Genomic DNA, 16835 nt, shown 5'->3' with positions numbered 1-16835 from the left:
AAAGCAGAAAGCAGAAAGCAAGGCGTTGTTAGCGCCTAACTTTCGAAAATACCATAATGTATATTGTTGGTTACTTAGTTTGGCCTGAATAGCTAAATTCAGTTTCAACTTTCCATACGCGATAACGCAACTGGCTGTTTTCCGGAAGGTAAAATACTTTTGCTAAACGGCTATCATAGTTAAGTACTAGATCGGCATTAATCGATAAAAACTTAGCCGTTTTCGCTTTTTCAAAGCAGGCCATCATCGTACTCGGCCCATCAACTATGGTGTCTACTTGATAATAATTGTAACCCCAACCTTCAACTGATAACTGTTTCAGCTCCCCCATCAGACCATGTTTATTGCAATCAACCATTTGTGTTTGGCCGATCTCAATTTCTATCATGTAATCACTTTCATTCTCGATTTTTGGTAGGGTTAAAATGTGTTGTTCTTGCCCGGCTGCAGGCTTTGGGTACATTTTGGTTTCGTTGATAGAAACATAATTGCTAGCACTATACATTTGGGTCGTTATCATATTTTGATTCAATCCAGACGGGTGAGTAGGACTTGTAGCATTCACATTAAAAGAAAAAGCGCCAAAAACTAAAGAAGTTGCTAACAAGGCACGGCTAAACTTATTTTTGCGTTGAGTGAATAAAGTCATAAATTCTCCAAAATAAAAGTATTGTTCGTATTCAATATCTATATGAACGGCCTAGATTTTAAAAAGGGTTAAAAAATATTGTATTTTTTTAATTTTATTTACTTTCAACTAAAAAATACATTTTAATTCAAACGATTATCTTCTTCCTCCTGTTTAAATAAAACATTCCTTTTAACCTATCCTCAAGCAAAAAACAGTTCGTATCGCTGTTAAATTATCCAAAAAATTTAGCTAATTCCGCTGTTCAGTACAAATTGATCTCGATCACAGTAACCCGAGTTTTCCTTGAAATACTGTACTGACAGGTTCAAACTTTGTTTGATGATCAAATTACTCTAAGTTCAAATTATACTTTTTTCAAAGTAACTCCTTCACTGAGGCTGAATGAGTGTGACTCCTTTGCGTCATAAGCTAGTCAACATTGCTAGTTTGTTGAAAGAGCCAATATAGCTAGAGTTAATTATTCAGAAATTGGGCAAAGTTGCTTTTAAATAGTAGTTATAAGGCTATGTGCTGAGTAACACCGTACATAATTAGAAAAGGAAAGAAGGTATTTTTATGCTTAAGGGGGAGCAAGTGCAAATTAACTGTCAGCACAAACAAGGCTTTTCAAATTTAAATAGTGCAGGTGAACGAAATACTGCTTATGTTCTGTTGCTAACGATAGTAACTATGTTAGCTGAAATTGTAGCTGGAACAATGTATGGCTCGATGGCTTTGCTAGCAGATGGCTGGCATATGGGCACACATGCAGCGGCATTTATGATTACACTTTTTGCTTATCGTTATGCACGGAATAATGCCAATTCAGCTGAGTTTTCATATGGTACGGGAAAGGTGAGTGTTCTGGGCGGCTATACCAGTGCGATTGCGCTTGGGGTTGTGGCGCTGGTGATGTTGGTTGAATCTGGTATTAGAATATTTAAGCCCCATGAAATTCAATTCGATCAGGCCGTTTTGGTCGCCTTTATTGGACTTGCTGTAAACATAGCAAGCGCATTTTTACTTAAAGATCATCATGGTCACTCACATGGCGATGGACATGGCCACTGTCATGAACATCACGATCATCATAGCCACCATGAAGAGAGTCACGGACATGATCACAATTTACGTGCGGCGTATTTCCATGTTCTTGCCGATGCGCTTACCTCTGTACTGGCAATCGCAGCTCTATTAATGGGCAAATATTTTGGATTAACTTGGTTAGACCCATTAATGGGGATCATCGGTGGTATTATTATTAGTCGTTGGGCATGGGGCTTACTAAAGCAAACAAGCCCAGTGTTACTCGATGCGAGTATTGAGCAATCTTATATTGATCAGGTAACAGTCAGTATTGAACAAGAAGGAGCACGAGTGGTGGACTTACATATTTGGAAAGTCAGTGCTGATCACTACGCCGCCAGTTTTGTCATTGAAAGCCCTGATGGTAAAGGAGTCGAATATTATAAAAATAAGCTTTCTTATTTTAAACGCTTATCTCATGTCACTATTGAAGTGAATCATGTGGCTGAGGCACAATAGACGCCTTATCAATAAGAGTAAATAAACTAATGAAAAACCAAGATGATAGTCTAAATCATGCCATGATTGAGTTTTATGAGAAGTTATCATCTTGGGAGATGGCCGTAGTTAAAGATAAAGGCTTTAGTTTGCCTCAAGTACATACAGTTGAAATATTAGGGCTGAATGGCCCAATGCGAATGAAAGAACTTGCGCAAAAAATAGGGGTGACCACGGGGACGCTTACTGTTCAAGTCGACAAAATGGTTGATGCTGGTTTGGTTAAGCGTGTACCTCATGCTAATGATCGGCGCTCAATCTTAATTGAGCTGACCGAAAATGGTCATATGATGTTTACCGAACACGATAAGTTGCATATGCAACTAACACAAGATTTAACGGCCAAGTTTGATGATAGTGAACGTGCTAAGTTATTAGAATTTTTCGAGAGGATTAATAAAGAGTTTTAATAGATTGTCTCCCACATTGGATTGCTCAGTATATTGGCCATTTAGCTTAACCTAACCATTTAATGGCTTACAAATTCAGCAAGAAAGTAAGCCATACTCCAATTTGAAATCCTCCAAATGTTTTTAGTGACATAGCTTTGGTACCAATCTTATCGCCATTAAGTGATACGTTTTGATACGAAATAGCGGCTATTTCTAGCGAATCACTTTTTAGCGCAGCCCTATGGTGCTAAAATTAAAGCGAAAGTGCCGACTGAAGGCTAGTGGCAAGGAAGGCCATAAACCGTTATTACTCGTCATCAAATTAAAGTGAGCAATTCTGTGCTATCACGTCTTAAAAATCTAAACAGCATCCAATTTACTTTTATTCTTGCGCTTTATTATGTCTGCGTGTTCAACATTCCATTCTTTAATATTGTAAAGCACGGGATCGATAAACAAGCTAACGTCAACATGCTGTTTATAGCTACGATTCCGTTCTTTCTAGTGTTTATACTGTCATTTTTATTTAGTCTTTTTAGCATCAAGTATATAGCCAAGCCATTTTTTATTGGGCTGACAATACTGTCATCTTGCGTTTTCTTTGCTGAGTTGCAATATGGCGTTATTTTTGACTATGGCATGATTGAAAACATGGTCCAAACCAACCAAGCTGAAGCTGCGACTTACCTCAATTGGGTGTCTATTGCCAATCTAGTTATAACAGGCGGGATCCCGGCGTTATTGATTTACAAAGTTAATATTACATACAAACCTTTTACTAAAGAGCTACTGCATAAAGTCTTGTTTATGCTAGCAATGCTTAGTGGTGTTCTACTTATTGCCGCATTTTATTATGAAAATTATTTAGCATTTGGCCGCAATAATAGTTTAATCAAACGCTCCATAATCCCAACATACTTTATCGGTTCTACGGTTAAATTCGTTAATCTTAATTACTTACAGTCGCCACTTGAATACAAACAATTGGGTTTAGATGCTCATAACTCTAGCCAAAAAAAGAAACCTAACCTAGTTGTGTTACTGGTAGGTGAAACTGCTCGTGCGATGAACTATAGCTATTACGGTTACGACAAGCCGACAAACTCTCATACTCAAAAGCACGATTTAGTTGTCTTTAATGACACGCGCTCATGTGGCACTGCAACGGCGGTTTCTTTGCCTTGTATGTTTTCAAGAATGGGTCGTGAAAACTATGACGAACGTCGAGCGAAAGCACAAGACGGTGCTATCGACGTATTAAAACATGCAGGAATACAATTACAGTGGCTAGACAATGATAGTGGCTGTAAAGGAGTATGCCAGCACGTTGAAAATATCGTTATTGATCATAACAATAATTCTAAATGGTGCAATGGTGAGTCTTGCTATGACGAAGTACTAGTTGATGAGTTAGTGGCGAGATTAGGGCAAATAAAGCTAGAAGACACTTTGATAGTATTACACCTAATTGGTTCTCATGGGCCAACCTATTACCAGCGCTACCCTGAAAGTCACCGTAAATTTGTGCCAGATTGTCAGCGTAGCGATATACAAAACTGCAGTAAACAAGAGCTGTTAAATACCTACGACAATACGATCTTGTACACTGATTATATTGTGTCATTGGTAGTTGATAAGCTAAAGCAGCAAGAAACTAGATTTGATACAGCTATGCTATATCTGTCTGATCATGGAGAGTCTTTAGGTGAAAGCGGCATGTATTTGCACGGTGCGCCTTATGCATTTGCACCAAAAGAGCAAACTCATATTCCTTTCTTGGGTTGGTTCTCTGAAGATTTTGCTACACAGAACAATTTAGATTTAGGTTGCTTGAATAAGTATGCTAAGTCCGGTGGTTTTTCCCATGACAATCTATTTGATAGTTTACTGGGTCTGTTAAATGTCACTAGCGATGTTTACCGGCAGAGCACTGATATTTTTGCTCGCTGCAGAAAATAAACTCCTTTAATAATAGACTTTCTGTAAAAATAGGCTGTTAAGCAGGCTTTTTTTGTATAAAGTATTGATAAGTATGGATATCAATAAGGGGTTACTAATTTATGGATGTGGCGCAGCAATTATCAGAAACTGAGCTGTCGGCAAAGATATTACGCCATGCAGTACCTAAGATGTCAGAGTTGAACATACCTGTTACCCCTGACAATTACGCTGTATGGTACGAATACTATAAAGGAATTAACCTCGACCTAAAGCGTGCAATTGATGGTTTTTTAGCTAACAGATTAGCGTTTACTCCTGAGGTATGTAGCAGCCTGTATAAAACCTATATTCAGGTCAACTCCTCTGAAGTCATTGAAAATGTCCAAATTGAAACTCAAGTTTTAATTAACAGCTTAATTGCAAAAATTGCTAGTATGACAAAAGGTACGTCACGGTTTTCTGAATCACTGAGTGAATTTGATACTGCTTTAAAAGAACAACCAGATCAACTCGTCATGCAGAAGCTTGTTGATGGTGTTAGCTTAGAGCTCGAACAAATCATCAATACGAATCTTGAAATGGATAAAAGTCTGCATAGTATGACGCAGGAGGTTGATGCTCTTAAGTCCGAAATGGCCGAGCTTCGTTCCGTTGCGATGACAGATCAGCTGACTTCATTACATAATCGCCGAGCTTTCGATCAAGAAGTGATTAGCCATATTGATAGTTTTAGTCAGCCTAACTTTGAAAGTAGCTTGCTGGTGATTGATATTGATTACTTTAAGAAATTTAATGATACGCACGGACATTTAATCGGCGACAAGGTATTAACTTATGTTGCTCAGGCATTGAAGAGTTCGGTTAAAGGTGCTGATTTTGTTGCACGTTACGGTGGCGAAGAGTTCGTAATTTTGCTGCCGCAAACTAACCATCTAAACGCTCAAAAAGTTGCGGATAATATTAGACGTAAAATTGCCGAGCGTAACTTAACTATCGGTAAAGAGAAAAAGCTACCGTTAGGCAATATTACTGTGTCAGTAGGTATTGCGTCACTCAAGCCTACAGATGATAAAGATAGCTACTTTTTACGTGCTGACGAAGCTTTATATCGCGCAAAGTCATCTGGGCGCAATTGCGTCGTTGGCGAGCCCGTTATTGAAACGCCGATTTAGTAAAGCAGTTATCTATAAAGAATACTAAAAAGGCCACTAGCTTATGCTGGTGGCCTTTTTAGTTAACAGATTAGTGCGAGATGATTAAAGTTAGTCGTTTGATGCAGGCTTTAAATCCATATGCATATTAATTAGACGTTCTTCCATATCAAATGTCACTGTAAAGCCTAAATGTTTAGCAAGGCTGGCCATATTTCTATTTTCAAACATGGTAAACCCAGTAAGGGCTAAGGTGTCATTTTGTTTGTAGTAGCGCACCAACTTCTCAAGTAATAACTTACCTAATCCCTGGCCTTGGTAATTACTGCGTACAGCCATGGCAAACTCTGCTTCTGTATTATCAGGGTCAATTGAGGCTCTAATTGCACCTAAGGTGGTTTCTTCGCCATCATCACCTAACGCTGTGGCTATAAAAGCCATCTCACGGGCGTAGTCAATCTGGGTTAATACCGCCATTTCCTCATGAGTCATTTTCGAGCGTACGCCAAAGTAACGTTTGTACCTGTCTTCGTCAGATAGTGAATTATCAAAGGCCATATGTTTAGGTTCATCTTCAGGAAGAATCGGCCGCAGCATTACTTGGTTGCCATTTTTTAGGGTAGCAATCTCTTCTAGTTCTTTAGGGTAAGGGGAGATTGCCAGCCTTGAGGCATTATCAACAGGTTCAGGATTAAGGCCAATATTAACGTCAAGCAAGGTAATATTCTCGCCTGCGCACAAAACAGGGTTTAAATCTAAGGTCGCTATTTCAGGGCAATCAATAATTAAATGCGATATTTGTGTAAGCAATACACATAGCGCATTCATATTTAACCCAAGTGGTAAATGGCGATCCCTAAGTTTTTGAGTCTTGAGTGCTTGGATCACCATATAACGGGCTAGTGTCATGTTAAGAGGCGGTAGCGCAACGACGGCATCTTTAGTTGGTTCCCATTCGGACCCCCCTTCGCCGAGCAAAATAGCAGGGCCAAATACCGGGTCATTGGCAACGGCAACACGGATCTCTTGCGCCCCCGCGGTTAGCGCCATTTTCTGTACGATTAACCCTTCAATTTTTGCATCGGGGTTAAGTGACATTACGCGTTCAATCATGGCTTTAGCCGCTTGTTTAACTTCTAAGTCTGAGGTTAAATTTAGCATTACGCCGTGTACGTCTGACTTGTGATGAATATCAGGTGATTGCACTTTTAGTGCAATTGGGTAACCGGCTTGTTTCGCATATTCAACAGCCTGATCTGGGTTATTAGCAAACCAAGTATCAACAGTATTTAAACCGTAAGCCGCTAAAATCACGCGGGATTCATGGGTCTCTAACAGAGTTTTACCAGAATCTATTGCTTGTTGAAGCTTGGTTCTTGCGGTAGCGGTATCAGCTGGAACATTAACGGGGATAGATTGTGGTACTTCCTGGAGCAGTTTTTGGTTACGACGATACTCAACCATATGCATAAACGCGCCCACAGCGCCTTCCGGTGTTCTGTAGGTTGGAATTCGGGATTTTGAAAAGTGTTTACGCGCTTCATAAGCAGAATCTTCACCACTCCAATTAGTTAAGACATTGACTCTATTACGGTTCGGATGCTTTGCAATTGTTTCAGCTATTGCTTCTGCAATCTCAACACTCTCGCCTAAAGCTGATGGTGAGTGCAGTACTAAAATGGCATCTAGATCGTCACTATCCATCAGAATTTCTAGTGATTTGGCATAGCGCAGTGCGTCCGAGTCCCCCCCGATATCTACCGGGTTTTGGCCAGACCAACTTTTAGGAAGTAGGGCGTTTAATCTTTGATAGATCTCAGTGGATAAAGAGGGTAGTTTGCCACCGCCTAATATAAGTTCATCGAGCGCTAACACTGCAGGGCCACCGCCGTTGCTGATGATCCCAAGGCGCTCACCTTGTAACGGTCTAGAGTGAGCTAGCGTCTCTACAGCGGCAAATAGCTCGATAAGATCGTTTACCCTAAGCATACCCGCTCGCCTAAAGGCTGCTTCATACACGGCATCGTTTCCTGCAACACCGCCAGTGTGAAGTTTTGCCGCGCTGGTCCCCTCAATACTTCTACCAGACTTGATGACTAAAATAGGCTTGTTACGCGACGCTGCTCGCGCTGCCGATAAGAAGTGACGCTTTTCATTAACCGAGTCGACATAAAGTAAAATTGCATCGGTTTTAGAGTCTCTGCCTAGGTAATCAAGTAACTCATCAAAGTTAATGTCATTGGCGTCGCCAAGAGAAATAAACGATGAAAAGCCAATGCCTTTGTTATTCGCCCAATCAAGTACAGTGGTACATATTGCAGCTGATTGCGACACAAATGCAATTTTACCGGGTAGTGCAGCTGTATGGGCAAGGCTAGCGTTTAACCCAAGGTTTGGCAGTATCATCCCTAAGCTATTTGGACCAAGAATACGCATGCCATAACGTCTAGCGGTTTGCTGAGTGACAGTGAGTAAGCTTATACCATCTTCGGTTAACTCATCACCAAGGCCCGATGCCATCACGATAGCGACTTTGCAGCCAAATTGAGCCAGAGTTTCAATGATTGCAGGCACTCTAGTCGCCGCGGTACAAACAATGGCTAAATCCGGTTTTAGAGGTAAAGATTCTATGTTTGGATAAGCTAATACGCCCAATACCGCTTCATATTTAGGGGTTACCGGCATAATAGGCCCTGAAAAACCTCCAGACAGCAGGTTTTTCATTAATACATTCCCCGCTCGTTTGGGTTTATTTGACGCGCCAATGATGGCAACAGATTTAGGTTTAAACAGAGTATGAAGGGTACGTTGGCTCATGAACTTATCCGATAAGTCAGTATGTTATGAGTTTACATGAGCCCAATATATTTACCATAGTAGAATGGTCGAATCGAATCAGAAGCTTCGACATCTGGTTTATCAAAGCTATATCAAACTGAGCAAAGAGACCCGTTAATAGAAAAGTGATACAAAAAGCAGTTATAAAGTCTGAGGTACTTTCACTAAGTATCTGCAGATTTTGATGTGAATAAATTACTCCGCTAATTCGTTTTTCCTAAGTTTTATATCAATTACAATCTATTTTGCTCAGCAATTAAGCCAAGTTTTTAATATCAATAATATTGATGAGTTGGTTTTCATTTCGATGTTTTTGCGATTGAGTTTTAATACGTCACTAAAGTAACCCTGTGTAATTAATTGGGCTCATCACTGGCATTGAAAGCTCATAACCTAGTTCAATTAGCTGTAGCAAGAATTAGCTGACCACTATTTAATAACAGTCATCAGTTAGTTCGGCAGCCGTGCTTTAAGGTCTTCAACTACATTGTTCGGCACCAATGGGGTCAGTTTGTTTAAACACTGCAAACTTTGCGGTGAACGATTATCGATCATCAACTCACATAAAGCGAAAAGGTACTGTGGATTACCACTCACTTGATAAGCCTTATTAAACGCGGTAGCCGCTTCACCAATGGAGTAAGGTGTTAATGCAATTGCGTAGACATACCAAAATCGGCCATTATTAGGTTCAAGCTTAGTTGCCATTTTAAGGCTCTTTAGCGCGGCATCATTTTGTTTGCTGCGTAGTAGGGCTAACGCTTGACTAAAGCGCAGAGTACCCGAGTCGGGCTTGGCAATAATGCCTTGCTCTAGTATTTGAACCGCCGCAGATTCTTTACCTTGTGAGCGATATAAATCAGCAAGATTAGTATATGCGCCGGCAAAATTCGGTTGTACATCGATAGAAGCCTTGTAACTTGCTTCGGCTTTGTTTGCAAAACCCTGGTTTGCATATAAATTACCTAAATTTGTGCGCGCAAAGCCTCTATCAGCATTAAAGCTGAGGATCTCAATATATTCTTTTAATGGCGCTTCTAGTTGAGCTTGTTGCTGACTTGATAGCTGTTGCCAATAGTTTGCAAGTGCTGCAGCGGCTTGGGATCTGATCATTAACACTTCATCGGTCAACAAAGGTGCCAGCATTTGCCATCGTTCGGCAATAGTATATGGGCTGCTACCTTCGACTGCTGCGACCCTTAACATTTCATCTTGATGTTTTACTGCTCTTGCGATCGCTACAATCCCATTTCGTCCAGTAAATTGCTGTAAACGCTCAATGGCGGCAGCTCGAATAATATTGGCTTGCTGGTGGTCCTGAGATAGATAAGACAAAGCATCAACAGAGTTAGGATTACCGGCTCTAGCACTGGCAAAAGCGCTACTAAAGTGCTGCGGTACAAAAGTGTTTAACTCTGGATACCAAGACGTTGAATGCTCAATTGCCCACTGAGTTGATTTGTCATCATGACATTGGTTACATGCGTTCGGAGAACCTAATCGTTGAGTATTCGCCGGGACAGGGATACTGAAACTATGATCACGTCTGTCATCAATTTGCATATAAGTTGTTTCAGGCATATGGCAATTAACACACAAGCTACCAGTGTTGTTATCGTGTTTATGATGTTCGCTGGTATCAAATGTGGCAGGCTCATGGCACTGACTACAAAGTGAATTTCCCTGTAATATTAACTCGGTGGTATGTGGATTATGACAATTACTGCAAACCACGCTATTTTCATGCATTTTCGACTGTAAAAATGATCCATAGACATAATTTTCATCATAGACCTGACCATCATCAAAGTATTGCGCCTGAGCAATAAGATTCAACTGATAGCGGTCCCCAAATGGTTTAGTTACCAAAGGCTCTTTGTCATTGAGCTGTAATCTACGACTATGACACTGGGCGCAGGTTTGAAGCTGTTGACTATCTTGTTTTGCCAAAGGTTTAGCAGTGTTTTCACTAGAGCTTCTAGCTGAGCCCAAATTCGAGCGTTGCCATTGGGCAACGGATTTAGCAAGAGTTCGATCAAACCCTTTAAATGGGGTTTCAGCGATGACTAAAGCGGAAGATGCGCCTTCATTGTTAGCGTTTTTACTTGGTGAGTCGTTAGCCCAAGAAAGGTGATCGCTTGCTGCGCCATGGCAGGCTTCACAGCCAACATTAATTTCTGCAAATTGAGTATCAAATCGGTTCGTTTGCGGATTATAATTTTTCTTCACATTGGTTGAGTGGCAATCAGCACACATGTGATTCCAGTTTTGCCCGGCATTTAACCAATAGAAGTCCTGATGTTGAGCACTGTTATTTGGATAAAGGTAAAACCACTTTTGACCACCATCTTCAACCTTGCGATTATCCCAAGCAAAAGGAATAAGTTGCACTCGACCGTCTTCGAACTCAACCATGTACTGCTGCAGTGGGTAGTAACCAAAGGTGAAGCTTATCTGGTAATCAGTCAATTTACCCTGGCGATCAGCAAGGTTTACCCAATAACTCTCTTGCTTCTTAAAGAATCGGTATTGTTGGTTCTGATGGTTGATAGTGATCTGATTAAAGTCTCCAAATACGCTTTGTTCATCAGCGTGCTTCATCGCCATATCATGATCAGAACCTTGCCAGTCTTTAAAGGCTTGCTCATGGCAACTCTTACAAGCAAATGAGCCAACAAAATCGGCCGCATTAGCAAGGCTTGAAAACCAGAGACTGCAGATCATAAGACAGATTAACAGCCCGAGTAACAATCTGCTATTTAGCCATTGCGTCACAAAACAAGATACAGCATGACAAGTTTTGATAAATAAATTCCCTTTATATCAAATAAAACAATCAATAATCTTTGCTACTAACATCGCTGATCCATTTTAGATTGTCCATAAAAGGATAGGGTTTACTAGAATCTTAATTTGAAATTACAGTGAACTTTTTGTGGAGGAGTGCACAGCCAGACAAGCTTAGTTTTTATCAATGAGTAAAACACGTTAAAGTTTTATCTCATTTATTGTCAACAAAATGACTAAATACAAATTTTTATAGAGTCATCACGAATTAAAGAAAATGAGTGTTATTTTTATCGTGGTAAAATCAGATGTGAGGCAAACGATGCGAATTGAAGATTTAAAGCTGTTTACGATTGTGGTTAAACTTGGGAGTTTTACCGCTGCAGCAACGGCACTGGATCTACCGCGCGCAAATGTTAGCCGCCGTATTGGTGAGTTAGAGAAATCACTCAATGCCCAGCTATTTTTTAGAACCACCAGACAGTTACGTCTAACTCAACACGGCGAAGCCTACTATCATGAGCTGCTCACTGTACTTGATGGATTTGAGCAAGCTAAGAATAAACTGCTCGATGTTGATGAAAATCCAGTTGGAAAAGTAAAGCTTGGCTTTTTACCTGAAAGTGACGAAGCACTGCAACCAGCATTAGCCAAGTTTCAGCGACTGTATCCCGATATCGAGTTAGACCTTCGTTTTACCAATAACTACGTTAACGACATTTACAGTCAGGGTTTAGACTTTGTATTGCATGCGGGTAAGATAAAAGATTCAGGTTTTATTGCACGTAAACTCTTAAGTTTGGGCCGTGGCATGTACGCCAGTCCCGATTATCTAGCCGAGCATGGCGCACCAGCCAATTTAGATGAACTTACACAGCATCAAACTATTTGCTATCGCTGGCCTGATGGAACACTTGATGATAATTGGGATCTCATTAGCGACAGCGTAAAAGTGAATTGTAAAGTCAGCTGTAATCACATGGGCTTTATCAGGCGAGCCATTGTTGGTGGGCAGGGGATAGGCTTTATGCCGCCGTTATTTGCGTTAGCCGCAATCGAAAACAATCAATTAGTACGGATTTTGCCTGAGTACGAGTCTAAGAAAGAAGATGTGTGGTTAATCTACCCAGATAGAAAAGGCATCAGTTTACCGACACGGTTATTGATTGACTTTTTATTACAAGAAATTCCTGAAATGGCTTCTTTGTCATGATTATCGTGACAGTGTTGTACGCATTCGGCAGATTATCTCAATAAGTTAAACACTTAGACTCTCCCTTAATAAATATTACGGGAGAGAGTAATGAAAAAACCAACCTCTAGCAGTCTTAAGCGACCAGTAACACAGCGCCTAATCCTTGTTAGCACCATACTGGCGGCAACAGGCTGCAGCGAAACGCCAATATCCCAAGAGCAAGACGCGCAAACACATCAGCATCGTCCTGTGCAGATTCTATTGCTCGACGATTCCCAGCAGAGCAATATCAGACACTTTTCTGGCGTATTAGAAGCCACTAAAACCGCACATCTAGCTTTTAAAGTTCCTGGCACCATTGAAGCCATTTTGGTTAAAACGGGTGATAGCGTCGTTAAAGGCCAAGTCCTCGCTAAGTTAGAACCCCATGACTACCAAGTAACCGTTGTTGAGTTAAAAGCACGCTTAGCTGAGGCAAATGCTGCACACGACTTGGCTAAAGTGGAGCTAGCACGTGTAAAAACTGCCATTGCTGATGATGCGATTTCGCAAGTCAATTTAGATAGAGCTCAAAGCGGTTACAAGCGCAGTTTAGCTATGGTTAACGTGATGAAGCAAAACCTGCAAAAAGCCCAAGATGCCCTTAGTTACACCGAGCTAACGGCACCTTTCTCTGGCGTTATTGGTGCAAAGAATCAGCAAACCTTTGAACAAACTGCGCCGGGCACAGCACTGTTTTCATTACATCAACTCGGCAATATGAAAGCCGTTATTGATGTACCCGAAAACCTCATGCCTCAACTGCAAGGCTCGCAACAAGCGCAGGTGCATTGGTATGGTCAAGACAAGCCTTACACCGCTTCGTTAAGTGCCATGGACACAATGCCTCACCCAATCAAGCAAACTTATGAGGTTGAGTTTGTTATTGCCCAAAGTACAACTGCATTACCGGGTAAAGCAGTCGATGTCTCGGTGACATTCGACAGTGATACGCCTAGCTATTGTGTGCCCTATGGCGCGTTAGTTGGCAAGTTTGAAAGCAATAGTGTTTATGTGGTGCATGAGCAAACAGTGATTGAGAAAAATGTCACTGTACGCTCTTTTGGGCAAAATAAAGCCTGTATTAGTGGCGACTTATCTCAAGGAGATGCGCTAGTAACCGCTGGTGTGCATTACCTTAAACCAAACCAGCGAGTCACCAATACTGTTGCTAAAGCATTTAGCTACTAGGAGTCATGATGAATTTAGCTGAATTTGCGATAAAACAACGGGTATTTGTACTGTTTTTTAGTGTGCTATGTGTGATTGTTGGTTTAGTGTCTTACTTTGAGTTAGGCAAGTTAGAAGACCCTTCATTTACAGTTAAAAGCGCAGTCGTTGTCACGCTTTATCCTGGCGCATCCGCCAAAGAGATTGAACTGCAAGTGACCGATAAAATAGAGACTAAGCTGCAAGAGATGGGCGCAATGTGGAAGCTTCGCTCCTTGTCTCGCCCGGGTAGCTCAATGATATTTATTGATTTGAAAGAATCGACTAATTCAAAAGAATTACCACAGCAATGGGATCTATTACGTCGCAAGGTAGAAGATGTGAAGCTCTCTTTACCTGCAACAGCGCAAATCAGCATAGTGCAGGACGAGTTTTCTGAAGTCTACGGTATGTTGTTTAGTGTTTATGGCAACAATGCGCAACCAGAAGAGTTACGTCAATATGCTAAGGAGCTACAGCGCCGGATAAAAACGCTAGATGGCATTAAGAAAATTGAGTTGCATGGTGTACAAAGCCAAGCGGTTTATATCGACTTACCTGAACAAAGATTAGCTAAATACGGCATTTCTTCTGCTCAAGTGATCAATCAATTATCTACTCAGAATCTTACCTTCGATAGTGGTAGCTTTGCGGCGGATGCTGAGCGGATCCGTATCGACCAGAGTAGTGCCTTTAAGTCTGTGCAAGATATCAAGGACCTGACAATTAAAGGAGGAATAGGCCAATACAGCACAGGTCTAATTAGGCTCGGTGATATTGCCGATGTCACTTTAGGGTACAAAACCCCAGCAACAACACTGAGCCGTTTCAACGGTGAACCCGCGGTTAGTTTAGCGGTCAGCCCAGTTGAAGGCATAAATGTGGTGAGCCTAGGTGAATCACTGACCGCAATTATTAATGATTATCAAGCAGAGTTACCCGTCGGAGTAGAAATCGGCACCATTGCTTTCCAGCCTGATGAAGTTGAAAAGTCGATTGAAGAGTTCGTTGTTAACTTGCTTGAAAGTGTAGCAATTGTATTTGCCGTACTTTTGATCTTTATGGGTTTTAAAAGCGCGACAATCGTGGGTAGCAGTTTGCTGTTTACCATATTGCTAACGCTTATTTATATGTACCTAGCTGGGGTTGATCTACAACGTGTATCACTGGGTACGTTTATTCTGGCCTTAGGTATGCTGGTGGACAACGCCATTGTGATCACTGATCTATTTGTGGTCAAACTCAACAAAGGAATAGCGCGTACCAAAGCGGCGATTGATGCAGTAAAAGAAACGGCTAAGCCGCTGTTAGCCGCCACTGTCATCGCGATTATGGGCTCAAGTCCGGTGTTGTTTTCGCAAACTGACGCTGGTGAGTTTGCAAGCTCAGTGTTTTTAATTATCTGTTCATCACTTTTATTTTCATGGTTAGTAGCAGTAACCCTAACGCCGTTATTGTGCTGGTTATGGATAAAGCCAAACACTAAAAAAGAACAACAACATAAAACGAATCGCTACCAGCTTGCAGTGGGCTGGACGGTTAAAAATCCACTAAAAGCCATATCTATGGTGGTCCCACTATTGCTAATCACCGCGATGGCTGTGCCTTATGTTGCTATCAATTTTATTCCTAGCTCAGACCGTCCAATGGTATTCCTAGACTATTGGTTACCTAATGGTTCCAAGATAGAAAGCACATCAGAGGATATGAAAAAAATTGAAGGTTGGTTGTTAAAACAGCCTGAGGTTACCACGATTTCAAGCTATATCGGCGCAAGTGCACCGCGCTTTTCGGTCACTGTAGAGCCTGAGCCATATGATCCTAGTTATGGTCAGGTGGTGATTAACGTGGCGGAATATGACGCTATTGCCGATCTTGTTAAGCGGGGCGACGCTTGGTTAGCGCAAAACTTCCCAAATTCTGAGCCACGCTTTAGAGCATTAAAATTGGCGACTAAGGACAAATTTAGCATTGAAGCAAGATTCACCGGATCTGATCCACAGGTGCTGCACCAGTTATCAGAACAAGCCAAAGTAATATTAGCTAGCCATCCAAACATTAAGTATGTGCGCGATGATTGGCGTCAACTCAGTAAAGTGATTGAGCCGATTATCAATCAAGAGCAAGCAAGGCGCGCAGGTATTAATCGCACTGATATTTCGCTAGCCATTAAGCGTGCAACAGAAGGTGTGACATTAGGCACGCTTAATCAAGGCGATCAGATAATCCCGATTAGCTTTAGAAGTGCAGATGCCGACTTGAGTTATTTGGAAACACTACCCGTGCGTTCACTGCTCGGTGTGCATAGTGTGCCACTAGGCCAAGTGGTTGACAGCTTTGAACTTAAGGCCGAAGAGAGCATGATTTGGCGCAGAAACCGGATGCCCACCATTACTGCACAGGCTGATGTTTTTGATATCACTCCAGCAGAGGCAAGAAATCAAATAAAACATCAAATTGAGACAATAGAACTACCAGCAGGCTATGCCTTTGAGTGGGGCGGTGAGTATTACGACGAAAATCGCGCCATAACCGATACCTTGAGCCAGTTACCTAAGGCATTGTTGATGATGATAGTCATTATGGTCGCCATGTTTAATGGCTTTAAACAGCCGGCAATCATTTTGATCACATTGCCATTAGCGGCAATAGGTGCAACCTGGACGTTACTACTCATGGACAAACCATTTGGTTTTATGGCGTTAATCGGTGCCATTACGTTATCTGGCATGATCATCAAAAACGGTATTGTGCTGATGGATCAAATAGAGCTAGAGCGTGCAAATGCAAAGCCTCTGCAAGAGGCTGTATTAGCGGCAACACTTAATCGCACCATGGCAATCTCAATGGGAGCATTAACAACTGCTTTAGGCATGATCCCATTATTAAGCGATAGACTGTTTGATCAGATGGCAGCAACTATTATTGGCGGTTTGGCCGCAGCGACCGTACTGTCGTTATTTATTATGCCCGCCTTTTATTGTCTGCTTTATCGCAATAGCGACGAGCAACAACAATCAACTCAAATCGAACCACTTATCGCGCAACCTGCATTGGAGCAAAAATAA

The 16835-nt window shown here is 41.4% G+C and carries 10 protein-coding genes; 7 read left to right on the top strand and 3 right to left on the bottom strand.

Annotation, left to right across the window (positions count from 1 at the left end):
* Positions 1 to 70 precede the first annotated feature (70 nt).
* Positions 71 to 649, bottom strand: a complete 579-nt coding sequence (gene eco, locus AB4298_RS03195; RefSeq protein ID WP_371985729.1) for a serine protease inhibitor ecotin — start codon at positions 647 to 649, stop codon at positions 71 to 73.
* 558 nt (positions 650 to 1207) lie between these two features.
* Here eco and dmeF point away from each other — a divergent pair.
* From dmeF to AB4298_RS03175, 4 genes are all read left to right on the top strand, one after another.
* Entirely contained in the window at positions 1208 to 2176 is a 969-nt protein-coding gene (gene dmeF / locus AB4298_RS03190; RefSeq protein ID WP_371985728.1) for a CDF family Co(II)/Ni(II) efflux transporter DmeF, read from the top strand.
* A gap of 29 nt (positions 2177 to 2205) precedes the next feature.
* Positions 2206 to 2625 (top strand): MarR family winged helix-turn-helix transcriptional regulator, encoded by a 420-nt coding sequence (locus tag AB4298_RS03185; RefSeq protein WP_371985727.1) that lies wholly within the window; start codon positions 2206 to 2208, stop codon positions 2623 to 2625.
* Positions 2626 to 2946: 321 nt separating this feature from the next.
* Entirely contained in the window at positions 2947 to 4566 is a 1620-nt protein-coding gene (locus AB4298_RS03180) for a phosphoethanolamine transferase (protein ID WP_371985726.1), read from the top strand.
* 101 nt (positions 4567 to 4667) lie between these two features.
* Complete coding sequence (locus tag AB4298_RS03175; RefSeq protein ID WP_371985725.1) at positions 4668 to 5720, top strand: GGDEF domain-containing protein; 1053 nt, start codon at positions 4668 to 4670, stop codon at positions 5718 to 5720.
* Between the two features lie 90 nt (positions 5721 to 5810).
* On the opposite strand, the gene AB4298_RS03170 is transcribed toward AB4298_RS03175, so the two are convergent.
* Positions 5811 to 8516, bottom strand: a complete 2706-nt coding sequence (locus tag AB4298_RS03170; protein WP_371985724.1) for a bifunctional acetate--CoA ligase family protein/GNAT family N-acetyltransferase — start codon at positions 8514 to 8516, stop codon at positions 5811 to 5813.
* Between the two features lie 471 nt (positions 8517 to 8987).
* On the bottom strand, positions 8988 to 11261 hold the full coding sequence (locus AB4298_RS03165) for a multiheme c-type cytochrome (protein WP_371985723.1): 2274 nt from the start codon (positions 11259 to 11261) through the stop codon (positions 8988 to 8990).
* A gap of 385 nt (positions 11262 to 11646) precedes the next feature.
* Between AB4298_RS03165 and AB4298_RS03160 the strand changes: the two genes are divergently transcribed.
* From AB4298_RS03160 to AB4298_RS03150, 3 genes are all read left to right on the top strand, one after another.
* Entirely contained in the window at positions 11647 to 12537 is an 891-nt protein-coding gene (locus AB4298_RS03160; protein WP_248998511.1) for a LysR family transcriptional regulator, read from the top strand.
* A 90-nt stretch (positions 12538 to 12627) separates the two neighbouring features.
* Complete coding sequence (locus tag AB4298_RS03155; RefSeq protein ID WP_248998512.1) at positions 12628 to 13749, top strand: efflux RND transporter periplasmic adaptor subunit; 1122 nt, start codon at positions 12628 to 12630, stop codon at positions 13747 to 13749.
* Positions 13750 to 13757: 8 nt separating this feature from the next.
* The gene (locus tag AB4298_RS03150; protein WP_371985722.1) at positions 13758 to 16835 is read left to right on the top strand and encodes an efflux RND transporter permease subunit; all 3078 of its coding nucleotides are present in this window, start codon (positions 13758 to 13760) and stop codon (positions 16833 to 16835) included.

It is taken from the genome of Shewanella sp. 10N.261.52.F9 (genome assembly GCF_041471165.1).
Lineage (GTDB): Bacteria > Pseudomonadota > Gammaproteobacteria > Enterobacterales > Shewanellaceae > Shewanella > Shewanella marinintestina.
The sequence above is the reverse complement of the archived record's forward strand: the minus strand, read 5'-3'. Positions and strand labels throughout refer to the sequence as shown.